This window comes from Amycolatopsis sp. NPDC004625 (assembly GCF_040609695.1).
Lineage (GTDB): Bacteria > Actinomycetota > Actinomycetes > Mycobacteriales > Pseudonocardiaceae > Amycolatopsis.
This window is the reverse complement of the sequence record NZ_JBEXKX010000046.1, coordinates 16,033-38,348: the sequence shown is the minus strand read 5'-3', so window position 1 is coordinate 38,348 and position 22,316 is coordinate 16,033. Positions and strand designations below refer to the sequence as shown.

The 22,316-nt window shown below is 70.6% G+C and carries 17 protein-coding genes and 5 tRNA genes; 8 read left to right on the top strand and 14 right to left on the bottom strand.

The features are described 5' to 3' along the window. Positions 1-76: 76 nt before the first annotated feature. Complete coding sequence (locus ABZW17_RS37085) at positions 77-958, bottom strand: sigma-70 family RNA polymerase sigma factor (RefSeq protein ID WP_354824561.1); 882 nt, start codon at positions 956-958, stop codon at positions 77-79. A gap of 152 nt (positions 959-1,110) precedes the next feature. Here ABZW17_RS37085 and ABZW17_RS37080 point away from each other — a divergent pair, with 152 nt between their 5' ends. Next, positions 1,111-3,921: an alpha-L-fucosidase gene (locus ABZW17_RS37080; RefSeq protein WP_354824558.1), complete on the top strand. Its 2,811-nt coding sequence runs from the start codon at positions 1,111-1,113 to the stop codon at positions 3,919-3,921. On the opposite strand, the gene ABZW17_RS37075 is transcribed toward ABZW17_RS37080, so the two are convergent. Both ABZW17_RS37075 and ABZW17_RS37070 read right to left on the bottom strand, forming a co-directional pair. Further along, positions 3,910-4,533, bottom strand: coding sequence for a hypothetical protein (locus ABZW17_RS37075; RefSeq protein ID WP_354824555.1), 624 nt, complete (start codon positions 4,531-4,533; stop codon positions 3,910-3,912). The genes ABZW17_RS37080 and ABZW17_RS37075 overlap by 12 nt on opposite strands. A 124-nt stretch (positions 4,534-4,657) precedes the next feature. Further along, entirely contained in the window at positions 4,658-5,887 is a 1,230-nt protein-coding gene (locus tag ABZW17_RS37070; RefSeq protein ID WP_354824552.1) for a S53 family peptidase, read from the bottom strand. 266 nt (positions 5,888-6,153) lie between these two features. Here ABZW17_RS37070 and ABZW17_RS37065 point away from each other — a divergent pair, with 266 nt between their 5' ends. After that, positions 6,154-8,475 (top strand): chitobiase/beta-hexosaminidase C-terminal domain-containing protein, encoded by a 2,322-nt coding sequence (locus tag ABZW17_RS37065; RefSeq protein WP_354824549.1) that lies wholly within the window; start codon positions 6,154-6,156, stop codon positions 8,473-8,475. Between the two features lie 49 nt (positions 8,476-8,524). On the opposite strand, the gene ABZW17_RS37060 is transcribed toward ABZW17_RS37065, so the two are convergent. Both ABZW17_RS37060 and ABZW17_RS37055 read right to left on the bottom strand, forming a co-directional pair. After that, positions 8,525-9,454: a hypothetical protein gene (locus ABZW17_RS37060; protein WP_354824546.1), complete on the bottom strand. Its 930-nt coding sequence runs from the start codon at positions 9,452-9,454 to the stop codon at positions 8,525-8,527. A 95-nt stretch (positions 9,455-9,549) separates the two neighbouring features. Then, positions 9,550-10,542, bottom strand: a complete 993-nt coding sequence (locus ABZW17_RS37055; RefSeq protein WP_354824543.1) for an erythromycin esterase family protein — start codon at positions 10,540-10,542, stop codon at positions 9,550-9,552. 17 nt (positions 10,543-10,559) lie between these two features. Here ABZW17_RS37055 and ABZW17_RS37050 point away from each other — a divergent pair, with 17 nt between their 5' ends. Then, entirely contained in the window at positions 10,560-11,252 is a 693-nt protein-coding gene (locus ABZW17_RS37050) for a TioE family transcriptional regulator (RefSeq protein WP_354824540.1), read from the top strand. Here ABZW17_RS37050 and ABZW17_RS37045 read toward each other — a convergent pair. Together ABZW17_RS37045 and ABZW17_RS37040 are read right to left on the bottom strand one after the other, a co-directional pair. Further along, complete coding sequence (locus tag ABZW17_RS37045) at positions 11,241-12,083, bottom strand: ion transporter (RefSeq protein WP_354824538.1); 843 nt, start codon at positions 12,081-12,083, stop codon at positions 11,241-11,243. The two genes, ABZW17_RS37050 and ABZW17_RS37045, sit on opposite strands and share 12 nt — an antisense overlap. A gap of 204 nt (positions 12,084-12,287) precedes the next feature. Continuing rightward, on the bottom strand, positions 12,288-13,079 hold the full coding sequence (locus ABZW17_RS37040; RefSeq protein WP_354824535.1) for a hypothetical protein: 792 nt from the start codon (positions 13,077-13,079) through the stop codon (positions 12,288-12,290). Positions 13,080-13,662: 583 nt separating this feature from the next. On the opposite strand from ABZW17_RS37040, the gene ABZW17_RS37035 reads away from it, so the two are divergent. Both ABZW17_RS37035 and ABZW17_RS37030 read left to right on the top strand, forming a co-directional pair. Beyond that, positions 13,663-15,861 carry a helix-turn-helix domain-containing protein gene (locus tag ABZW17_RS37035; protein ID WP_354824533.1) on the top strand — a complete coding sequence of 733 codons (2,199 nt, stop codon included), beginning with the start codon at positions 13,663-13,665 and terminating at the stop codon, positions 15,859-15,861. A 323-nt stretch (positions 15,862-16,184) separates the two neighbouring features. Beyond that, the gene (locus tag ABZW17_RS37030; RefSeq protein ID WP_354824530.1) at positions 16,185-16,349 is read left to right on the top strand and encodes a hypothetical protein; all 165 of its coding nucleotides are present in this window, start codon (positions 16,185-16,187) and stop codon (positions 16,347-16,349) included. Positions 16,350-16,418: 69 nt separating this feature from the next. Here ABZW17_RS37030 and ABZW17_RS37025 read toward each other — a convergent pair whose 3' ends face one another. The 5 genes from ABZW17_RS37025 to ABZW17_RS37005 form a co-directional block, all read right to left on the bottom strand. Continuing rightward, a complete protein-coding gene (locus ABZW17_RS37025; protein WP_354824527.1) occupies positions 16,419-17,282 on the bottom strand; it encodes an alpha/beta hydrolase in 864 nt (287 codons plus the stop codon). Between the two features lie 67 nt (positions 17,283-17,349). Continuing rightward, a tRNA-Cys gene (locus tag ABZW17_RS37020) sits at positions 17,350-17,422 on the bottom strand. Positions 17,423-17,650: 228 nt separating this feature from the next. Further along, positions 17,651-17,722, bottom strand: a tRNA-Glu gene (locus ABZW17_RS37015). A gap of 34 nt (positions 17,723-17,756) precedes the next feature. Further along, a tRNA-Arg gene (locus tag ABZW17_RS37010) sits at positions 17,757-17,832 on the bottom strand. A gap of 51 nt (positions 17,833-17,883) precedes the next feature. Further along, a tRNA-Trp gene (locus tag ABZW17_RS37005) sits at positions 17,884-17,952 on the bottom strand. A gap of 191 nt (positions 17,953-18,143) precedes the next feature. On the opposite strand from ABZW17_RS37005, the gene ABZW17_RS37000 reads away from it, so the two are divergent. Together ABZW17_RS37000 and ABZW17_RS36995 are read left to right on the top strand one after the other, a co-directional pair. Next, a complete protein-coding gene (locus ABZW17_RS37000) occupies positions 18,144-18,317 on the top strand; it encodes a hypothetical protein (protein WP_354824525.1) in 174 nt (57 codons plus the stop codon). 71 nt (positions 18,318-18,388) lie between these two features. Beyond that, positions 18,389-19,594 (top strand): Ig-like domain-containing protein, encoded by a 1,206-nt coding sequence (locus tag ABZW17_RS36995; RefSeq protein WP_354824523.1) that lies wholly within the window; start codon positions 18,389-18,391, stop codon positions 19,592-19,594. 75 nt (positions 19,595-19,669) lie between these two features. Here ABZW17_RS36995 and ABZW17_RS36990 read toward each other — a convergent pair whose 3' ends face one another. Both ABZW17_RS36990 and ABZW17_RS36985 read right to left on the bottom strand, forming a co-directional pair. Next, positions 19,670-20,410, bottom strand: a complete 741-nt coding sequence (locus ABZW17_RS36990) for a hypothetical protein (protein ID WP_354824521.1) — start codon at positions 20,408-20,410, stop codon at positions 19,670-19,672. A gap of 81 nt (positions 20,411-20,491) precedes the next feature. Continuing rightward, positions 20,492-20,564 (bottom strand) — tRNA-Thr (locus ABZW17_RS36985). Positions 20,565-20,743: 179 nt separating this feature from the next. Between ABZW17_RS36985 and ABZW17_RS36980 the strand changes: the two genes are divergently transcribed. Beyond that, entirely contained in the window at positions 20,744-22,243 is a 1,500-nt protein-coding gene (locus ABZW17_RS36980; RefSeq protein ID WP_354824518.1) for a threonine/serine exporter family protein, read from the top strand. Positions 22,244-22,316: the final 73 nt, after the last annotated feature.

Here is a 22,316-nt window from a genome sequence, read left to right as displayed (position 1 = left end):
CCCGGCCCCCCCCCCCCGCGGGGGGGTGTTGTGTGTCTCCGCGCGTTTAACCCCCCCCCCCCCCCCCCACGACGGGTCAGTCGAGGACGGCCAGGTCCAGGCGGCTGAGGCGCTCGGGGTCGGCGAGGATGTCGATCTCGACGATCCGGCCGCCCGCCACCGTGAAGCCCAGCACCGAGAACGGCCGGCCGTCGCGGGTCGCGACCACGCCCGCCGCGCCGTTGACCAGGGCGCGGTGGACCACGCCGCCGCCGGCGCCGAGGCGGGAGAACGTCAGGGCCTGGTTCGCGACCGCCGCCGCGCCGCGGACCTCGTCCGAGCCGCCCAGGGCCGGGCCGCGGTCGGCGCGCAGCACGACGTCGGGGTCGAGGACCGAGACCAGCGCGTCGAAGTCGCCGCCGCGCGCGGCAGCCAGGAAGGCGCCGACGACCTCGCGCTGCCGGTTCAGGTCGGGGTCCGGGGCGACCGGCGCACCCTGCACCCGCCGCCGGGCGCGGCTGGCCAGCTGCCGGGTCGCCGCCTCGGACCGGCCGACGATCGGCGCGATCTCCTCGAACGGCATCGCGAACATGTCCCGCAGCACGAACGCCAGCCGCTCGGCCGGGGTGAGCGTGTCGAGCACGACCAGCAGCGCGAGCCCGACCGAGTCCGCGATGAGCGCTTCGTGCTCGGGGCCGGCGTCGTCACGGCTGATGACGGGGTCGGGCACCAGGGTGTCCCACGGCTCCTCGCGCCGGGCCTTGCGCGAACGCAGCATGTCGAGGCAGACGCGCCCGACGACGGTGGTCAGCCAGCCGCCGAGGTTCTCGACGGCGGCGCTGTCGCTCCGGCTCAGCTTCAGCCACGCCTCCTGGACGGCGTCCTCGGCCTCGGTCAGCGAGCCCAGCATCCGGTAGGCGACGGCCCGGAGGTGGCCGCGGTGGGTCTCGAAGCTGCGGGCGAGGAGGTCGTCGTTCACGGGGTGTCCTTTCGCGGTGCGATCACCACCTTGACGGACGCGGCCCCGAGTTTGTGACAGATCGGACGACTGTGTGCCGGTGAGCGGCATCTTCGCTTGACGTACGATATATCACCGCCTAATCATCGGATCTCTCCGGACGAGGAGGTCCTTTGAGAATCCGACTGCTTGCCTGCCTCGCCGCCGCTGTCGCACTGGTGGCGAGCCTGGCCGGCCCCGCGAACGCCGAGCTCTACAACCCGCGTCAGGACTGGCTGCGGGCCTCGACCGCCGGGCTGTTCCTGCACTGGGGCATGTTCACCGCGCCGCGGCACACCGACTGCGCCGCCTGGGAGCGCGATGTCACCGACGGCGGCTGGACGCCGGACTACTGGATCGACGAGGCGAAGAAGCTGGGCGCGTCCTACGTCGTCCTCACCACCTTCCACAGCCGGCTGGGCTACGCGCGGCCGTGGCCGTCGAAGATCCCCGGCAGCTGCTCGACCCAACGCGACTTCCTCGGCGAGCTGATCGCCGCCGGCCGGGCCAAGGGCGTCCGCGTCATGCTCTACATGACCGACGATCCCCAGTGGCACAACGAAACCGGCCACGAGTCGCTCGACTCGGCCGCCTACTCGGCCTACAAGGGCCACCAGGTCGACCTGACGACCCGGCCCGGCTTCGGCGAGTTCTCCTACGACCTGTTCGACGAGGTCATGGACCGCTACAGCGACCTCGCGGGCTTCTGGATCGACAACGACAACGAGTACTGGGAGCAGCACGGGCTCTACGAGCACATCCGCGAGAAGCGGCCGTCCTGGTTGCTGAGCAACAACAACGAGGACACGCCGATCATGGACACGGTCAGCAACGAGCAGAAGACCGGCATGACCCCGTCCTACGACTACCCGCAGGCGATCTACACGCCGATGCCGCGCCTGACCGAGGCCGACTACAAGCTGCCGACCAACGGCGACTGGTGGTACAGCGGCGGCGACCAGGCCGTCGACTTCCGGCTCTCCACCGGCCGGTACATCACGAACGCGGGCTCGTCCATCAAGTCGCTGATGGCCGAAACCGCCATGCTGAACGGGAAGTTCCCGCCGCAGCAGGAGGCGTTCAACAACTTCATGGCGTCCTGGACCCAGCCGATCAAGGAGTCGCTGACCGGCACCGAAGGCGGCGGGTACATGTACGGCGGGATGCAGCCCGGCTTCTGGAACGACGGCGCGCACGGCGTGATCACCGTCAAGCCCGGCGCGAAGACGCAGTACGTCCACGTCGTCACCCGGCCGTCGACGAACCTGGTCCGCCTGCGCGACAACGGTTACCGCGTCACCGGCGTGTCCGACCTGCGCACCGGCCAGCCGATGCGGTTCGCGCAGTCCGGCGGGTATCTGTCCATTATGGACATCGCCGACTGGGACACGTACGACACCGTGTTCAAAGTGGACACCGCCGGGCAGCAGTACTTCTACGACAAGAGCACGATCAAGGCGACCGCGTCTTCCAACGCGGCTTCGGCCGCGAACCTCACCGACGGCAGCTACCTGAACTACTGGGACGCGGGCGGCCGGCTCCCGGTGTCCATGACGCTGGACCTGGGCCGCAAGCGGTCGACGGCCTACCTCGCGGTGCACGAGCGCGAGTCGTCGCCGACGGCCGCGCGCGAATCCTTCGGCCGCGCCGAGGATTCCGCGCGGATCAAGGACTACCGCGTCTACGCCAGCGACGACGGCAAGACCTGGGGCACCCCGGTCCGCACCGGCGCCCTGCCCAGCAACCGCGGCGTGCAGTTCATCGACGTCGGCGAGGTGCACGCGCGGTACCTGAAGCTCGAGGTGCTGAACACGTGGTCCGGGCCGCAGGCCAAGCCGTTCTACCGGCAGCTCGCCATCGACGAGATCGACGTCGCCTACGGCTACCCCGACCCGCGCGGCGAGGTGCCGCTGGAAGCGGAGTCATGGCGCAACGGCTTCGAAGGCCAGGCGTCGCCGGTGTGGTGCGAGGCGTGCTCGGGCACGAACGCCGTGACCGGCCTCGACCGCGGGGCCGTCGTCTTCCGCGGCGTCCAGGCGACCGGGCCGTCGCGGCTCCAGCTCGACACGACGGGCCCAGGCACGCTTTCGGTGAGCGTGAACGGTGCCGCGCCGATCACCGTCGACGCCCCCGGGGCGATCGCCGTGCCGACGATCGCCGGTGCCAACACGATCCGGGTGTCCGGCAGCACCGGCCTGGACCGGATCGCGGTGGCCCCCCTGCCCCCCGAGTCGTACACGCCGAGGACGACGTTGACCGTGCAGCCCGCCGGCGTGCAGTGGGTGGCGTCGGGGCAGCAGTCGTTGACGGTGACCGCGTCGCTGCGGCTCGACGTCGACGACCCGGTCGACCAGGTGTCGCTGGCGCCGGTCGTCCCGGCGGGCTGGACGGTCCAGGGCGCCCCGGTGACCGCGGCGAACCTCCGGCTCGGTCAGGTCCTCAGTGGATCGTGGACGGTCACCGGCCCGGCCCAGGACGTGAGCATCCCGGTGACGGCGTCGTTCAAGACGCTCGGGCGGGCGAAATCGGTCAGCAAGCCGGTGCAGGTGAAGCCGCGCCCGGCGGACCGGGTGTTCGTGCGCGAGGCGGAGGACTCGGCGAACGACATCGGCGACGCCGGCGTCACGAGCTGCTCGCCGTGCTCGGGCGCGCAGAAGGTCCGCAACATCGGCGGCAGCCCGGGAGCTGCGGTGACGTTCCCGGGCGTGACCGTTCCCGCGGCGGGCCAGTACACGCTGTACCTCGACTTCACCGTCAACGGCGACCGGTCGTACTTCGTGTCGGTCAACGGTGGCGCACCGGCGGAGGTCAAGGTCAGCGGCGTCGGGAACAACACCCCGTACACCACTTCGGTGCCGGTGACGCTGACCGCGGGCGCCAATGCGATCCGGATCGGCAACGACCGGGCGGGCGCCCCGGATCTGGACCGGATTTCACTGGGTTAGCTCCCGCAGCACCCGGGCCGCGTCGACGTCGACGGCGTGGCCCGGGTCCCCGCCCGCCGCGCTCCAGGCGACGGACACCCAGAGCTCGGCGTAGTCACCGCGGTCGATGCGCGGCAGCCGCCAGGTGAGCCGGCCCCCGGTGCGCTCGACGGCATCCGCGCCGAGCAGCCGCGACCAGTACGGCGGCACGTGCTGCCCGGCCCGCGAGCACCGCCGCAGCCGATCGGCACCGGGCCCGCCGACGCTCACCACGGCGTCGGCGGTCTCGGCGGTGAAGGCGCTTTCCCAGGTGGGCTCTTCCTGCGGCGAACCGGCCAGCTCGGCCCGCACGACGAGCTCGCCGACGTCCTCCCGCGCCAGCACGCGGAAGACGACGACCTCCCGGGTGACGCCGGGCAGCTCCGCCGCGGTGGCCCCGGACACGACGTCGAGCCGCACGGACCGGTGCCGCCACCGGCACAGCCACGCCCCGGAATCGAGGCGCCAGGTGAGCTCGGGTCTGGCGGGCACGTCCCAGCCCCCGGCGCGGACGGCGAACCGCACGTCCCCGAGCGGCGTGCCGACGTCGAGCGGCCGGGGAGCCGTCCGCGACAGGACTTCGGTGTCCAGCATGAGGACATCGTCACCCCGCGGCGGGACCGGCGAAAACGCACCGAGCGAACGTCACCCGACCGGGCAGGATTTCCGGCGTGGACGGGGTACCGAGGCGTCGGCTGCCTCGGTACCCCCGCCGTGGTCAGAACCCCGACGTGCCGTTCGGCGTGCCCAGCCCGGTCGGCCCGTCGTAGCCCGCGCCCGCCGTGCAGAGGTACGTCCCGCCGCAGCTGCCGTTCGAACCCGACGTCACGTCGTACAGCCCGCTCGTGTGCGCGTACGGGTAGGACCCCGACGTCACCGAGTTGCCCGCCAGCGCGTACACGCTCGCGATCACCGGCGACGACAGGCTCGTGCCGCCGACCTGGACCCAGCCGTCCGCGCCCTGGGCCAGGCCCAACGACAGCAGGAAGTCGCACCACGACGACGTTCCGCAGCTGTTGTACGTGTCGTACACGCCGAGCCCGGTGGCCGGGTCCGCCACCGCCGAGACGTCCGCGACCGTCCTCTTTGCACACCCGGTGTCGTGCTGCCAGGCCGGCTTGGCCTCCAGTGTGGAGCATCCGCTGCCGCTGCCGCTCCACGCCGTCTCGGTCCAGCCGCGCGTGGTGGTCGCCGCCTTCTTCAGGCTCGTGCCGCCCACCGCCGTGACGTACGGCGAGGAGGCCGGCCAGCTGACGCCGTAGCCCGAGTCGCCCGAGGACGCCGTGACCGCGATGCCCGGGTGGTTCAGGTGCGCGTCCGCGGCGAGGATCGTCGAATCCTCCGCGCCGCCGTAGCTGTTGGAGATCGCCACCACACCCGGTGTCGCCGCGGCCGTGTCGACCGCCGTCATCAGCGGGTCGGTGTCCGGGGAATTGGCCTCCACCAGCAGGATGTGGCAGTCCGGGCAGGTCGCCGACACCGCGTCGAGGTCGAGGCTGATCTCCTCGGCCCAGCCGTAGTCCGGCGCCGGGAGCGGGCTCGCCGCGCCGTTCTGGTTGACCTTCCGGAAGCAGCCGTTGGCCGTCGTGCACGCCGAAAGCCCGCGCGCGGACCGGAACTTCGCCAGGTCGGCCTCCGCGGTCGGCGCGTCCTGAGCGTCCACAATGGCCACTGTGCGGCCGTTCGCGTGCAGCCCGCCGAGGCCGTAGGCGGCCTGGATCTCGGCCGGTCCGTAGCCGACCGGGGTCGAGACGACCAGCGGGCCGTTGCCCTTCGGCGACCGGATCGCCTTGCCGAGGCAGTGCAGCTTGCCGGAGGTCGCGCAGCCGAAGTTCACGATGCCGCCGCTCTGCAGCGGCGTGGCTTCGGCGGTCGTGGTGGCCACCGTCAGCGGGGCCGCGATCAGGGAGAGGACGACGAGGGACCGGAACAACCGTGGAGACGCCATGGCCTACTCCTCGGTAGGGGACGAGGTGGCAGCGGATCGTCGCATGTCACCCAGTCGAGGTCACCCGTCGGAAGAAGGTTTCTCGGTTCAGTCATTCGCCCACCGTGGCGACAATGCGACGAGGAGTGACGAATTGCGTCACCCGTTCGCGTATTGGTCCAGACAAGTGTTACCCAAACGTGATCGAAGCACCGCTGACCGGGAGCTACTTTGTTGCGACTGGCAACAAATACCTCGTGGATCCCCAACGGCGGAGGTGTCACGGCGTGAACCGGACCTTGGACAAGCTACGACGACGCGGCCCGGCGCTCGCGTTCGTCACCTCGGCACTGCTGGTGACGGCCGGGCTCACCGCCCCGGTGGCCCTCGCCGCGGACGACTACACGCAGAGCGTCACGCAGCCCAGCTCGACGCAGGTACAGATCAACTTCACCCCCACGACCCCCGCCCTGTACGTGGACGTCCACTACACCGGCGTCCCCGGCCTCGGCCAGCAGAACGTCCGGATGACCAACGGCTCCGGCACCTGGCGGACCACCGTCAACGGCCTGAGCAGCGGAAACGTCCTCGACTACTGGTTCACCTACGAGAAGAGCGGCCCGCAGTACGACACCCCGCACTTCAGCTACACCGTCGGCGGCGGCTCGACGACGGTGGCCGCGCCGACGTTCAGCCCACCCGGCGGCACGTACTCCTCCGCCCAGACGGTGACCATCGGCAGCGCCACCGCGGGCGCGACCATCCGGTACACAGTGGACGGATCGACGCCGACCGCGTCCTCGACGCTCTACAGCGGACCGATCAGCGTCCCGAACTCCCGCACGGTCAACGCGATCGCGCTCAAGTCCGGCTCGACGACGTCCCCGGTGTCGAGCGCGACCTACACGATCGGCACCCAGGCGGGCTGCCCGGCGCAGTCCGACACCCCGAACTTCGGGCCGAACGTGCGGATCTTCGACCCGAGCATGCCGGCGGCGACGATCCAGGCCCAGCTGGACACCGACTTCAACAACCAGAAGGACACGCTCACCGCGCAGTTCGCCGAGCGCCGCGTCGCCCACCTCTTCAAGCCGGGCACCTACGGCGTGCACGACAACGTCGGCTTCTACACCTCGGTGGCCGGCCTCGGCCAGAACCCCGGTGACGTCGTGATCAACGGCGACATCACGGTGGACGCCTTCAACGCCTCCGACAACGGCGTCGCGCTGCAGAACTTCTGGCGCTCGGCGGAGAACATGGCCGTCAACCCCTCCAGCGGCAACGACCGCTGGGCGGTGGCGCAGGCCGCGCCGTTCCGCCGGATGGACATCCGCGGCGGGCTCCAGCTGTACCCGGCGAGCTACGGCTACGCCAGCGGCGGCTACATCGCCGACACGAAGGTGTCCGGCCAGGCCGCCTCGGTGTCGCAGCAGCAGTGGTACACCCGCGACTCGGCGCTCGGCAGCTGGAACGGCGGCGTCTGGAACATGGTCTTCTCCGGCACCAGCGGCGCGCCGGCGAACACGTTCCCGAACCCGCCCGAGACGACGCTCGCCACGACACCGGTCTCCCGTGACGTGCCCTACCTCTACGTCGACGGCACCGGCAAGTACCGCGTCTTCCTGCCGTCCCTGCGCACCAACGCGTCCGGTCCGAGCTGGGCGAACGGCAGCACCCCGGGTTCGTCGGTGCCGATGAGCCAGTTCTACGTCGTTAAGTCCGGTGACACGGCCGCGTCGATCAACAACGCGCTCGCCGCCGGCTGCAACCTGTTCTTCACGCCGGGCATCTACCACCTGAACCAGACGCTCAACGTGACCAGGGCGAACACGACCGTCCTCGGCATCGGCTACCCGACGCTGGTGCCCGACAACGGCGTCAACGCGATGCAGGTGTCCGATGTGGACGGCGTCCGGCTCAAGGGCCTGCTCTTCGACGCGGGCACGGCGAATTCGCAGGCGCTGCTCACGGTCGGCCAGTCCGGCTCGTCGGCGTCGCACGCGTCGAACCCGGCGACGGTCCAGGACGTCTTCTTCCGGATCGGCGGCCAGCTCGCGGGCAAGGCGACGAACAGCCTGATCGTCAACAGCGCCAACACGATCATCGACCACATCTGGGCGTGGCGGGCCGACCACGGCAACAGCGGCACGGTCGGCTGGACCACCAACACCGCCGACACCGGGCTCGTGGTGAACGGCGCGAACGTGCTGGCCACCGGCCTGTTCGTCGAGCACTACCAGAAGTACCAGGTGATCTGGAACGGCCAGGGCGGGAAGACGATCTTCTTCCAGAACGAGATGCCCTACGACGTGCCGAACCAGGCGTCGTGGAACGCGCCATCGGGTGTCGCCGGGTACGCCGCGTACAAGGTCGCGTCGAACGTGACGTCCCATGAGGCCTGGGGCCTGGGGAGTTACTGCTTCTTCGACACGAACCCCGCGGTGTCCAGCTACCACGCGTTCGAGGTGCCGAACACCAGCGGTGTCCGGTTCCACAGCCTGCTGACGGTGTCGCTCAACTACCGCGGCACGATCACGCACGTCATCAACGACACCGGCGGCGTCACGCCTTCGGGCACGGTGCCGGTCAACGTGGTCAGCTACCCGTAAACGGTGAAGGACGCCTTCGGCGATGCGCCGAAGGCGTCCTTCACGCGGGTCACTTCACCGCGATGTAGTACTCACGGCCGAGGCCGGACTGCGTGCCGTCGGCGGTCCGGCTGTAGACCTGCATGGGGTAGTAACCCGACGCGGCCGGCGTGTAGGTGAAGCTCGCCCGGCCGTCGGGGCCGGCCGGGACCACGGTCGGGTTGTCCCAGTCCTCGTAGAAGTAGTAGACGTACTCGACGACGCCCGGCATGCGCGGGGTCAAGGTGAAGGTACCGGTGATGCCGGGGCCGCCGCTGCTGACGAAGTCCGGGTAGTCGGTGCTCGCCACCAGCGGGGCGTCACTGGCCGAGTAGCCGTCGCTCGCGGTACCGGACGTCAACCCGGTGCTGGTCGTGCTCCACACGTTGAGCCGGTGGAAACCCCGGGTCGCCGTGACGATGCTCGCGGTCACGGTTGCGCCGGCCGGGGCCGCGACGGTGGTCTCGGGCCCGCTGTCGATCCGGTAGGTGTAGGAGACGACATCGGCCATGCCGGGCGAGAAGCGGAAGTCGGCCGGGATCCCGACCCCGGTTTCGCGGGGCCCGCTGACCACCGGCTCCGTCGACTGCACGTAGAAGTGGTGGACGTGCTGCGGCGACCGGTTGCCCGCGCTGTCGACGCTCACCACGTAGAGGTCGTCGGGGCCGGACGCCTGCGGCGTGTAGGACACCGTCGCCGACCCGCCGGCGTGGTCCGCCGCCACGAAGGTGCCGGGCGGATCGGTGTTGCCCCAGTAGAAACCGACGACCGAGTCGTCGCCGGCGGCGCCGAAGGTGAACGAACCCGGCACGCCGGCACCCGGGTGCCAGGCGTTGTCGTCGGGGTACTCGGCCGACGTCACGGTCGGCTCGGCGATCGGGGTGGCCGCACCCGCCTGGGCCGGTACGGCGCCGAACGCCACCACGGCCAGGAGTGCGGTGACCCCATGACGAACTCTCATCGGAAGACCCCCCATGTGAATCCGGTGTCAAGAACAGCTAAGCACAATCCCGCGTGGACACCACAGGGTTTCAACCAGCTTCGAACCCGGGGCGGTCAGGCGATGTGCCACACCGCGGCGGCGCCGTCGAGCACGTCGGCGTCGAGGCCGAAGTAGCCCCGTTCGGGCTTGGTGTCGGTGCGCCGGCGACCGGCCGGGACGTCGGCCAGCCGCCAGGTCTTCGTGCCTTCCTGCAGCCGGCCTTCGTAGGTGTCCGGTTCCGGTTCGCCGAGGCCGATGGCGTCGCTGCGGCCGAGGCTGCCGGCGACGAACGCGTACCGGTCACCGAGCAGTGCTCCGACGATCGCGCCCGCGCCGGACCCCGAACGCTGCAGGTGACCGTTGTGCGCGAACACCAGCGTCCGGCCGCGGGGTGCTTCGAGGGCGTGGATGTCCAGCAGGTTCTCGGCCATGAGCACCGCGCGCAGGCCGGCGAGCCGCGCGATCCTCGTGTCGCGGTCGCCGGGCTGGGCCGACGCCGCGTGGTAGCGCAGCAGGCCGCGCCCGGCGAGGGCGTGCACCCTGGCGCGCTGCCAAGCAGCGTCCAGCCGCGGCGCTTCGGCGGTGAGGGCGACGAGGAGGTCGTCGGCGACCACCCGCAGCTCACGGGCTTCCGCGGTGGCGCCCGGCGACTGCGCCGGGTCGAGGATGGCCTCCGGCCGGCTCCACCGCTCGTCGTCGCCGGTCAGGGCCGCGATGTCGACGTCGACACCGACGTGGTCGCGGACGTGCTCGAGGTAGCTGCGCGGGCTGGGCGCGCTGAACATCTCGGCCGGGGCGTCGAAGCCGTGGAAGGTCAGCGGTTCGCCGGCCGTTTCGTTGTACTCGCGCAGCCACGCGATCAGCTGCCGGTTGGCGTCCACTTCGCCCAGGTCGTGCGAGAACCCGCCGTCGAGCGCGGCGACGCGGTCGGTCTCCAGCGCGATCGACCGGAAGCCGTGCTCGGCGAGCCGGGCGAAGAGGTCGTTGCGCAGGCGCGCGCACGCCGGTTCGAAGTGGGTCGGCTCGCCCAGGGCGAGCAGTTCGGCGGTGAAGTCGGCGATGTCCATGTGGTTGAATCGTATCCTTGAACACCCCGTTGAGACCCGCTGATCTCGCCCGCGAACACGGCATCTCGACGCAGGCGGTCCGGAACTACGAGCGCGACGGCTTCCTCCCGCCGGCCGCGCGCACGCCGAGCGGCTACCGCGTCTACACCGAGGTGCACGCGTCGGCCCTGCGTGCGTTCGTCTCGCTGGTCACGGCGTACGGACACGCGACAGCGGGCGGGATCCTGCACGCCGTCAACGAAGCCGACCTCCCCCGCGCGCTGACCCTCGTCGACCGCGGCCACGAGCAGCTGCTCCGCGACCGCGAAACCCTCAACACGGTCCGGCAGGCGATCGGGCACCTGACGGCCGGGCCGGCCCCCGGACCCGCCGCGACGGCGTGGTCGGTCGGGGAACTGGCGCACCACCTCGGCGTCACCGCGGCGACCGTGCGGGCGTGGGAGCGCGCGGGCATCCTGACGCCCGCGCGGGACCGGGCCACCGGCTACCGGGCAGCCGACGTCCGCGACGCCGAACTCACCCACCTCCTGCGCCGCGGCGGCCATCCCCTGGATCACATCGCGACGGTGGTCGGGCAGGTCCGCACCGCGGGCGGCACCGAGTCGCTGGCGGAGGCCCTCGAAACCTGGCAGGACCGGCTGACCGCCCGCGGGCTGGCCATGCTCGACGCCGCCGCGCGGCTCAGCGCGTACCTGCGCTCACGGCCGTGAACCCGGGTGCAGCCGGTCGTACTCGTGCGCGGCCGTGCGCTGGGTGCGCACCCGCAGCGTCTTCTCCTCTTCCTCGTCGTCGACCTCGTTGAGCCCGAGCTGGACGGCCTGGCGGATCTGCTCGCGGTTGTCCCGGACGACGGCGGAGAAGAAGTCGTCGATCCGCGGGTCGAGGAGGACCTCCAGCAGGACGCGGAACGAGGTGTCCACGCAGGCCCGCACGATCTCGTCGTGGAACGGCAGCCGCTTGAGCTTCCCCAGCTGCGGGTCCGCGGCGATCTTCTCCGCGATGATCGAGCGCAGCTCGTCCTTGTGCGCACCGAGCGACTTGGCCAGGTTTTCCGGGTAGTTGCCCGTTTCCAGCACCTTGACGACCTCGTCGAGCACCGCCACGGTGATCGGCTTCTTGATCGCCTTGACGATCGGCTCGGAGAGCTTGTCGACGAGCCGGTAGGTGAACTGCTCGCCGACGGCCCGGTCCGCGGCCCGGCCGATCCGGACGAGCAGCAGCACGACGGTGACGAACCTGTGCGCGACCATCGCCGGGTGCGCGACCGGGATCATGGCGAACAGCTCGTACCAGTTGCGCACGAGGAACTTCTTCGCCCACCGCCGTTTCCGCCACCGCCACAGGAACTCGAGGAAGAAGACCCCGCAGATCCCGCAGTCGACGAAGAAGATCACCAGGCCGGCGTCCCGCGACGGCGGGCTGAGCACCATGAACCCCAGCAACCCGACCGACCCGGCGGCGAGCACGAGCATGATCCAGTCGTCGGCGCGCACGTTCCCGGGCAGGATGCCGCTGTTGAGCTCCGGCTCACTGGTGACCATGCCCGATGATGGCACGGACGGCCCTGATCAGCCGGTCCGGCGGCCCGGCTGAGGTGTCATGTTTCTGTCCGCTTTTCGTCGCGGTGCAATCCCGCCCGGATGCGGCATGGTGGAGGCAGGCGGGTCACGACGAGGAGGAGCATGGCGCGCACACCGCACGACCGGCGCGCGCCGGCGCACCGAGGAGTGACGGGGGCTGGCAGCTCAGGGGGACGGCTGCCAGCCCACGCCGTACGACCGCGCGGGCCGCAGGTCGCGGAACCCGGTGTGCACTTCGCCCGCGTTGTCGAGGAACAGCGGTTTGCGGGCCGGCATCGGGTCGCCGGCGTCCTTCGAGAGGTCGCCGTCGATGCGCCAGACGCGCTGCGGTGGCTCGCGCCGGTCGAACCGGACGTTGAGCTCGAAGCTCTCGCACAGGAATTCCGGCGTGCAGCAGTAGAACGGCGCCGGCAGCTCGGCCAGCCGGATGCGGAAGAAGAACTCGTGCTGGTCACCGGCGTCCAGCGGCTGCGGCGGCCGCAGGCTGAACGCGACCCGGGTCGAGCTGACCCACCGCACGGAGTGCACTTCGCCGCCGGCGACGACGTCGATGCCGAGCCCGGACAGGTCCGGCTGGCTCGTGGTGCTGGCCGGCCGGGCCAGGGAGATGGCGTGCTCGATCTCGGCGAGCCCGGCGACGTGACTGACCACTTTGCGCGTCTCGAACACCTCGGCGGCGCCCCCGGTCAGGGTCAGGTTGACCGTGAGGTCCGAGGTGTGCCACGGCCCGTCCTGGCTGATCGCCGAAACCCCGCCGAACGGCACCGGCGCCCCGTACGCGGCTTCGGCGAGCAGGTAGATGACGTCGTCGGCGCGACGCTGCATGGTACGCACGTTGCGGTCGGCTCCCGAGCCCAGCAGTTCCAGCCGCTGGGTGTAGCGCTCGTGCGCACCGGTGCCGAAACCCAGCACGATCCGCGCCGTTTCCCGCTGCGCACCGGGCAGTTTTTCGATCAACCGGCGAAGCGTGTCGACAACCTTGCCGCGAACCGTTCCGGCGTTGTCCTCTTCGCGAACCCCACACACTTCACGAAGCCGTTCACCGGCGATTGCGGGCAGGTTCTTCGCTTGGATGCCCAGCCCCTTGCGAAGCTGTTTCAGCTCCACTGAGAGAGCGTTGATCTTCGCGTCGGCCGCCTCCTGAGCCAAGCCGCCCACCTCCGTCTTGGTCGTTGCCAGGGGAGTCTACTCAACATCGCCGCCCACCCACGACAGCTGCCGACTGTTTCCCCCTGTTTCCGGATCCGGGAAACCGCGCAGGCAGCGAGGGTGGTACGCGTTTTCCATTGAGTGGCAACAGGAAACGTCTGTTCAGCCCGAATTCGCCAGGTCACGCTTGGTTCGTCGAAATCCTTCGGCAACCAAGGAACCCGCCGAACGGAAACGGCGGCGGGGTGATCGGGAAAGGATGGATGCGATGCACACGCACCTCATCATCGTGCTCGGCCAGCTCGTGTCCCTGCTGGGCTGACCAGGAGCAGGCCGGCGGGCCCGGGCCGCCGGCCTTCCCACCGCCCACCGAATACAGGATGATCGACCCATGCCGGACTTTGGAGCGGAATTGAAGCGTCGCCGAGCGTCGGCCGGCATGTCACTGACGGGCCTCGCCGCGTCAGTCCATTTCACGAAGGGCTACCTGAGCAAGGTCGAGAACGGCAAGGTCCGGGTGAACCGGGAGCTCGCCAAGGCCTGCGACCAGGCCCTGAACGCGGGCGGGGAACTGCTCGCACTGGTCACGGAATCCGCATTCCCCGCGCGCCGCAACGCCGGCGGCATCGCCGGGCTGCCCGACAGCGGCCGGTACTTCGTCGGCCGGGAAACCGAACTCGAAGCGCTTTCCGCGCTGCTCCTCGGCCCGGACGACGCCCGCGTCGGGGTGGTGCACGGGATGGCGGGCGCCGGCAAGACGGCGCTGGCCGTCGCCGCCGCCCGGCAAGTCGCGGGTTCCTTCCCCGACGGCTGCCTGTTCTTCGACCTCCGGGGCCACACCCCCGGCGCCGCCGAGCTTTCGCCCGGCGAGGCCCTGCAGCGGCTGCTGCGGCTGCTGGACGTCCCGGCCGGCCAGCTCCCCGCCGACGAGGACGGCCTGGCCAACCTGGCCCGCGACCAGCTCCGCGGCCGCCGGATGATCCTCGTGCTGGACAACGTGCGGTCCGCCGAACAGATCCGCGCCATCGCCGGCGGCGAGACCTCGTCCCGGATCCTGGTGACCAGCCGGGGCCGGCTGCCGGCCCTCGACGACGCCTGGCACTTCCCGGTCGGGGTGCTGCCGCTCGACGACGCCGTGCGCCTGCTCCGGTCCGTCGCCGGGAAAGACGCGCCGGACGACGACGCCGTGGCGACCGAGATCGTCCGGTACTGCGGGCAGCTGCCGCTGGCCGTGCGCATCGTGGCCGCCCGGTTCATCGCCGGCGGCTGGACCGCGGCGCGACTGCGTGACCGGCTGGCCGACGAGACCACCCGCCTCGGCGCGCTGGAGGACGGCGAGCGAAGCGTCGCCACGGCGTTCGCCGTCTCGTACGAAGCGCTGCCGCCCGACCAGCAGCGGCTGCTGGGCCTGCTCGCCCTGCACCCCGCGGCCGCCGCGGAAACCGGCGCGGTCGAGGCCCTGGCCGGCCTCGCCCCCGGTGAAGCGGACCGGCTGGTGGACCGCCTGCACGACGCGCACCTGGTCGTGCGGGACGAACGCGGCTACGTCGAGCTCCACGACCTGATGCGCACGTTCGCGGCGAAGCACGCTCTGCCCCAAGTCGGGCCGGCGGACCAGGAAATCGCCGTCCGGCGGCTCGTCGACCACCTCGTGGCGATGACGCTGGCGGCCGACGAACTCGCCGAACCAGACCGGTTCCGCCCGGCCACCGGCCTGTCCGTCCCGTCAGGTCGGCCGTTTTCGGACGCGGCCGGGGCGCTCACCTGGCTGGGCGCCCAGTGGCCGGCGCTCGCCGACGTCGTCGGCATCGCGGCGCGGCACGGGCTGCACGACCGTTGCTGGCAGCTGGCGTTCGTGCTCCGGGCGTTCTTCTTCCGCGAGAAGCTGTTCGAACCCTGGATCCGCACGCACGAGCACGCGCTCGACGCGGCGCGCGCGGCCGGCGACCCGAGCGCGACGGGCATGATCCTCAACAACCTCGGCATGGCGTACCTGGAGTCGGGCCGCGTCGCCGAAGCCGTCGCCTTCCACCAGCAGGCCCAGGAGCAGTTCGCGCTGGCCAACGACGACCGCGGCGCGATCGACGCGCTGTCCAGCCTGGCGTGGGCGCGCCTGTACCGCGACGAAGCCGAGGCGGCCTTGACCGACCTGACGACGGTGCTGGCCGTCTACCGCCGGACCGGGCGCACCCGGAACGCGATGATCGCGCTGCGCGGGATCGCCCTCGCGTCGGCGGCCCTCGGCCGGTTCCCCGACGCGCTGGCCGCCGCCCGGGAGGCGACCGGGCTCGCCCAGCTGCCGGTCGACCGCGCGATGTCGGCCGGCTGCGAGGCCTGGGTGCACTTCCGCGCCGGCGAGCTGGACGACGCCGAGCGCTGCTACCACCACGCGGCCGAGGTGGCCGACGACGCGGACAGCGAGTACGAGCGGGCACGGGCGTTGACGGGCCTGGGCAACACGGCAGCCAAGCGCGGCGACCGGGCAACGGCGCAACGCTGGTGGGCGGAGGCGGCCGCGTACCGGGTCACGCTCAACCCCGCCGTCCTCGGCGAGGCCGGCTACCGGAACGGCCCGGCGTTCGCGGAGTGATCCACCGCCCGAAACAGGCCAAAAACCGGACAATTATCGGCCACGCCGTCTCGGGTGGTAGCGAAGGGTCCTCGGGTGGCGATCAACGCCGGAAACCCAATCCGTGGTGAGGGCGCCGTCATGACAACGCACTGAGTTCCGCAGACCCGATGCCCCGGCCGTCCGCCGGGGTTTCCCGGGTTTCCTGGCCGGAAGCTGTTTCCGGCAACGGGAAACGCCTTGTCGGACCGCGTCTCCTGGCACATCATTGAATCAGTCCGCAATTCCGCGAAACACCGCGGAATCACTTCCCCGGCCACCGGGAAAATCGCCAGGAGCCTGCCATGATGGTCGTCTGTTCCGTTTCCGCCCTCGTCCGCACGGCCCTGTTCATCGTCGCGCTTGCGCTGGTCGCCGGGCTGGCGCTGGCCGGGCCGTCCGAGTCCGCCACCACGCCCGGCTCCGGCTCCGGCCCGGCGGTGTCCACTTCCGAACCCGTCACGCACTGAGCGCGCGCCGGACTCCGCGTGAGTGAACGACAGGACCTGCGGCACCATCAGGCCGCCCACCGGCGAGGTTCAGCCTTCGAGGACCTCCCGCAGTTTCCGGGCGAAGGCTTCGGGCTCGCCGGCGTAGCCGTGCTCGCCGCCGAGGAAGCCGCCGTGGTGGCTCGGGAAGACGGTTGCCTCCTGGCCGAGCAGCGCGGCGGTGGCGATCGCCGCGCGGCCGGTGAAGACGGCACGGGACTCCACGCCGACGGCGACGATGATCCTCGTCGGCGCCGCCGCCAGCGCGTCGACGTCGAGCCGGTAGTCGGTGACGGCCAAGGAACCGCTCAGCAGCGGGTCGTCGCGGCGGCCGTCGTCCTCGGCGGGCAAGCCGACCTGGGCCGGGTCGGCCGGCGGGAGCGCGAAGTAGGCGTCGGTGAATTCGCCGGGCCACGACCCCATCGCGAAGAACGCCGCCATCCCGGCCCCGAACCCCTTGGCCTGGTAAGCGTCCCGCATGGCTTGGGTGGCGCGCTCGGCCGCGGCGGCGTCCGGCAGCGGCCGGATGAGCGGCGGCTCGTGGGCGACGAGCGTGCCGACGTCGCCGGGGTGGGCCGTGACCAGCGCGAGCGCGGCGACCGCGCCGCCGCTGCTGCCGAACACGTCGACCGCGCCCACCCCGAGCGCCTGGATCACCGCGTGCAGGTCCTCCGCCTGGAGGGCGGGTACGTGGTCGGCGCGCCCGTCCTTGCGGACGCTGCGGCCGAGCCCGCGCGGGTCGTAGGTGACGACGGTGCGGTCCGGGAAGTGCGACGCCAGGGTGCCGAAGCCCTCGGCGGTCATCGGCTGCCCCACCAGGAGCAGCGGTGGCCGCGGGCTTTCGGCGGGCAACGGGCCGTGGACGTCGTAGACGATGCCGGCTTCCGGCGTTTCGAGCGTGTGCGTGGTGGTCATGGTTTCCTCCCCGGTTCGGGCCTCTTCGAGGAGGCTAGACCGGGGGTCCGACAGTTTCCGCCGTTCGGAGACCCGCCCGGGAGTCGAACCCGGTACCGGCGGCTTTGCAGGCCGCCTCATGACCGTCATGACACGGGTCGGTGGTGCCGTCGCGCGCCGTGGTGTCGATCCACGTTCGCCGGGCTCATGAGGCCCCGCCGGTTGCCGAACCGCGCGCGTGAGTGGCCGACCGGACTCGCACCGGCTTCGCCCGGGGCCACAGCCCGGGGCCTCGTCTCCTTCGGCATCGGCCACGGTGGAAGACGTGGGTGTCGAACCCACCGAGGCGATCGTGCAAGGATCGCCCGCGCTCCGGCGCGTCTCCCCGGTAGCGCGTCCGGGAGTCGAACCCGGGTCTCCCGGGTGAAAACCGGGGATCCGTACCGCTGGACCAACGCGCCGCCGGAGCCGGCGCGCCCCCCTCGGCGCGTCGGCTGGTGCCCTCGGCAGGAGTCGAACCTGCGACCTGCGGCTTCGGAAGCCGCTGCTCTGTCCACTGAGCTACGGGGGCGCACCCGCGTCGCCCGCACTGTTGCGGCCGAGACGAGCGCAGGGAAAAAGGCACCGGCGGAAGGAGTCGAACCCTCGGGCCGCGGTTTTGGAGACCACGCCGCTTCCGAAGCACGCCGATAACGGAATTGCGAGCACAGAAAAGAAGAAAGCCGCCCGGATCGGTTTCCCGAAGGGCGGCTCCCGTGCCATGACGAGCACTCAGGTCATGGCGGAGAGCCGGGAAGGTGGTGCCACCGCAGGCAGCAGGCCATCGACGCACACACGGCGGCTTCGGCGGTGTGCCGCGCCTCCCGCGTTCCCGTGCGCATCATGATCACTCCCGTGGTTTTGTGTGACACCATCATCGCGCAGCCGCCGGGGCCGGGTCAACGCATTTGTCCCCACAATTCGAACGACCGGCCGGACAGGCCCGGCGGCGGCACGCGGGCGGCGAATTCCGACGCGAAGGCCCCCTGGGCGGACCTGCTCGGCCACGGCGGTTGAGGCCCCCGGCCTCGAGAGACCGGATCGTTACTCAACTCCGGCGCCGCTCGCACGTCTGATGGATCGTGAGAGTGATCCGCATCGCCGGCCTTGGCCTGGCGGCCCTCCTGCTGGCCGCCTGCAGTGGACAGACCGAGACCGCCGGGACCGCGCAAGCAGTCGGCGTGGCCGGCGCCACCGGAACCGCGTCGCCCCCCGGGCTACCCGCCGCGAAGGTGGCCTTCGAGGGCGGGGACCAGCTGAGTCCCAAGGACCCGATCGTCGTCAAGGCGTCGGGTGGCACCCTGCAGGCCGTCACCGTCACGAACCCGCAGACCGGGAACGCCGTCAAGGGCGACCTCTCGCCGGACAAGCTGACCTGGACCAGCCAGGACCACCTCCGGTACGGGGCCACCTACCAGGTCGTCGCCACCGCCGTGAACCAGGCCGGCGCCCCGACCGAGCAGCGCGGGGAGGTGCACACCATCAAGCCGGCCGCGGTCGCCACGCCCGCGCTCTTCCAGGGGGCCTCGGGCGACTTCGGCGTCGGCCTCGTCATCGGGCTGAAGTTCGACCACGACATCGCCGACAAGGCCACCGTCGAGAAGTCCTTGAAGGTGACGTCGTCGCCCGCCCAGGACGGCGGCTGGTACTGGGTCGGCAAGCGCGAGGTGCACTACCGGCCGAAGGACTACTGGAAGGCCGGCTCGACCGTGAAGCTCGAGACGACGAGCTTCGGCACCCCGATCGGGGGCGGCGCGTACGGCGGCCAGGACGTCTCGGCCACCTACAAGGTGCACGACTCGTGGGTCGCCAAGGCGGACGGCAAGACGCACCAGATCAAGGCGTTCCACAACGGTCAGCTGGTGAAGACCGCGCCGATCAGCATGGGCAAGACGGCCGACACCCCACCGCGCGGCGCGACGCCGACCTTCAACGGCACGCACACCGTGCTGGGGAAGGAGGACCACAAGATCATGGACTCCTGCAGCTACGGCGTGTGCGAAGGCGACCCCGGCTACTACAAGGCCCCGGAGAACTGGAACGTCCGGATCTCCAACGACGGCGAGTACCTGCACGAGAACCTGAAGACGGTGGGCGTGCAGGGCAGCGACAACGTCTCCAACGGCTGCCTCAACATGAACACCGAGAACGCCAAGTGGTTCTTCGACACGTTCAACGTCGGCGACGTGGTCGAGGTGACCAACTCGGGCGGCCCGCAACTGGCGATCAACAACGGCCACGGCGACTGGGCCATCAGCTGGACCGCCTGGCAGGCGGGCAGCGCCCTCGGCTGATCCACGCCTTCTCCGAGGCGGGCGGGCTGCGGCCTGCCCGCCTCGCGTGTTCTCCGGAGCTGGGCCTCGCCGTCGTCAGGCGCCGCCTTGCCCTCGTTTGAACCAGTCGCGCACGCGTTGCCGCAGGACCGGAACAGCACGTACGGCGTACGCGAACTTGCTCGACCGGCGGGTGTGCCATTCATGGAACGGTGACGGGAACTTCAACAGGAACAGGTAGAAGCCCAGTGTGCGGATCCGTCTGGGCTCTTTACCGCTTGTCGGCCGCATCTTCCACCGCCGGCCAACGCTGTCCGTGACGTAGACAGCTCTGATTATCAGGCGGCCCCGCGGGCTCAGCACATGCGCATTCGCCGGTTTGCCGTCGTCGAGGACCGTCCCCACGTCACGTACTATGTCGACGGTCTCGCCCGGGAGAACCGTTCCACGACCGCCGATCGACTTGAACCTCTCAGGGGGCTCGAGGATCTTCCACTGATCTTCACCGACTTTTTCTCGCCAGGAATACTCGGCAATGTACTCGATCGCGGCTATCTCGACCGGCAGGTCACTTGAGTTCTTCGCGGTGACGTGAGGCGTTATCACGAATTGCGGTTCACCGGCGGTATCGAGTTCATCCGTACTGTCATCGCGAAGATCGCGGATGCTCCCCTTGATGGAGACCGCACCCCAGACTCCCACGCTCTCCACTTGACCGCGGATGCGATGCCGCCGGTCCCTGACGATGATCCACAGCGCCAGAACGAGCGAGACCCCGGAGAACCACGATGGCACGTTTCCCAGTTGCCACGTGCTGACCCAGTCCCAGAAGTTCACCGAAATCCTGTCCACGACCGGAACGGGCACGAAACTCGATCAGGAGCCTCCCCCGACGACGGAGACCCCTGATCGGAGCGGAGCCGGCAAGGGGGCTCGAACCCCTGACCTTCTGTTTACAAGACAGATGCTCTACCAGCTGAGCTATACCGGCCTGGCGCCACGACGCCGCGCCCAGTGTACCGAGCCGCCCGGCTTGATCCGCTCGGGAGGCATGCCTGCCTGGTCCAGGCCACTATGGAGGGACGTGGTGAAGGCCACTCCATGATCCGTGCAACGGCCGGCGGGTGGTCGTCGATGGTCCGGGAGAACGAGCGAGGAGGTGGATGGATCATGAAGATCAACGAGCGCACCAACGGGGGCCGGGCGACCAGATGGCCGTTGCTGGAACCTCCCGCGCAACGACCGCGGGTCCACCGCCCCACCCTGCTCAAACAGCGGCCGTGGCACGTTCTCGAGGCGCCGACCGGGGAGTTTCCCGCCGTTGATGCCGAAGAGGCCATGGGGCCTCAGCTGCCCGATGACGCCACCGTCAACTTCGTGCTCGACCTCTCCCTGCGCATCGGTGAGGTCCAGATGGCCAGCGGCGCCGGCGCGTCCGACGTCACCGCGACCATCATCGCCATCGCCGGGGCGCTCGGGCTGCCGCACTGCGAGGTCGACGTCATCTTCACGTCGATCACCGTCACCTGCCACCGCGGCACCGACCTGACGCCGATCACCGCGCTGCGGGTCGTGCGGAGCCGGAGCCTCGACTACACGCGGCTGACCGAGACCGAGAAGCTCGTCCGCCGGATCGTCCGGGGGCACATGGGGGCCGAGCAGGCGCAGACCGAGCTCGAACGGATCACCTCCGCGCCGCACCCGTACCCGCGCTGGGTCGCCACGCTGTCCTGGGGCGGGGTCGCCGCGTTCGTCACCATCCTGCTCGGCGGCGGCTTCGACATCGCGCTCGTCGCCTTCGTCATCAGCGGCGTCATCGACCGGGTCGGGCGGGTCGTCAACCGCTACGGGCTGCCGTTCTTCTTCCAGCAGGTGATCGGCGGCCTGATCGCCACCCTGTCGGCCATGGCCATCGTCAGCAGCAACATCCTGACCACCGACAAGCCGACGCTGGTCGTCGCGGCCGCAGTCACCGTGCTGCTGTCCGGGCTGTCCACCGTCTCGGCGGTGCAGGACGCCATCACCGGCTACAACGTCACCGCCGCCGGCCGCACCATGGAGACCGCGCTGATGTCGGCCGGCCTGATCGCCGGGGTCGTGCTCGCCCTGCGGATCGCCGTCATGCTCGGCCTGCCGCGCACCCCGCTGCCCGAGGTGACCGGGTCGACGCCGCAGCAGCTGCCGCTCGTCGTGCTCGGCGGGGCCGGCGCCGCCGCCTGCTTCGCCCTCGCGAGCTACTCGAAGATGCGCGCCATGCTGGTCGCCGCAGCCGCCGGGGGCATCGGCGCCGTCGTCTACGGCGGCCTCACGCTGGCCGAGCTGGATGGCGTCAGCTCGTCCGCGGTGGCCGCCACGCTGGTCGGTTTCTGCGGTGGCGTGCTCGCGCGGCGGCTCGGCGTTACTCCACTGGTCGTAGCCGTGTCCGGGATCACTCCCCTGCTTCCGGGCCTGTCGACCTACCGTGGTCTGTACCAAATCGGGGTCGAGCCGAGCGGGAACATCTCGACGCTCATGACGGCCGTCGCAATCGGGCTTGCGCTGGCAGCGGGCGTGGTACTCGGGGAATGGCTGGCCCAGCCGGTGCGCACCGGCCTGGGCCGGCTGGAGCGCCGGTTCGCCGGACCACGCATGGCCGGTCCGCTCGAACCGACCGAACGGAGCTTGGAGTAACACCGCGGTCACCGAATGTTCATCGCTCACGCGATAGGGTTTCACCCTGGGGCCGCGACCCAGAACGCGAGGA

What these genes read in the sequence shown, in the direction of transcription:
- ABZW17_RS37075 (WP_354824555.1), bottom strand. Translation starts at nt 4,533, where the DNA reads ATGCTGGACACCGAAGTCCTGTCGCGGACGGCTCCCCGGCCGCTCGAC.
- ABZW17_RS37070 (WP_354824552.1), bottom strand. Translation starts at nt 5,887, where the DNA reads ATGGCGTCTCCACGGTTGTTCCGGTCCCTCGTCGTCCTCTCCCTGATC.
- ABZW17_RS37060 (WP_354824546.1), bottom strand. Translation starts at nt 9,454, where the DNA reads ATGAGAGTTCGTCATGGGGTCACCGCACTCCTGGCCGTGGTGGCGTTC.
- ABZW17_RS37055 (WP_354824543.1), bottom strand. Translation starts at nt 10,542, where the DNA reads ATGGACATCGCCGACTTCACCGCCGAACTGCTCGCCCTGGGCGAGCCG.
- ABZW17_RS37045 (WP_354824538.1), bottom strand. Translation starts at nt 12,083, where the DNA reads ATGGTCACCAGTGAGCCGGAGCTCAACAGCGGCATCCTGCCCGGGAAC.
- ABZW17_RS37035 (WP_354824533.1), top strand. Translation starts at nt 13,663, where the DNA reads ATGCCGGACTTTGGAGCGGAATTGAAGCGTCGCCGAGCGTCGGCCGGC.
- ABZW17_RS37030 (WP_354824530.1), top strand. Translation starts at nt 16,185, where the DNA reads ATGATGGTCGTCTGTTCCGTTTCCGCCCTCGTCCGCACGGCCCTGTTC.
- ABZW17_RS37025 (WP_354824527.1), bottom strand. Translation starts at nt 17,282, where the DNA reads ATGACCACCACGCACACGCTCGAAACGCCGGAAGCCGGCATCGTCTAC.
- ABZW17_RS37000 (WP_354824525.1), top strand. Translation starts at nt 18,144, where the DNA reads ATGATCACTCCCGTGGTTTTGTGTGACACCATCATCGCGCAGCCGCCG.
- ABZW17_RS36980 (WP_354824518.1), top strand. Translation starts at nt 20,744, where the DNA reads ATGAAGATCAACGAGCGCACCAACGGGGGCCGGGCGACCAGATGGCCG.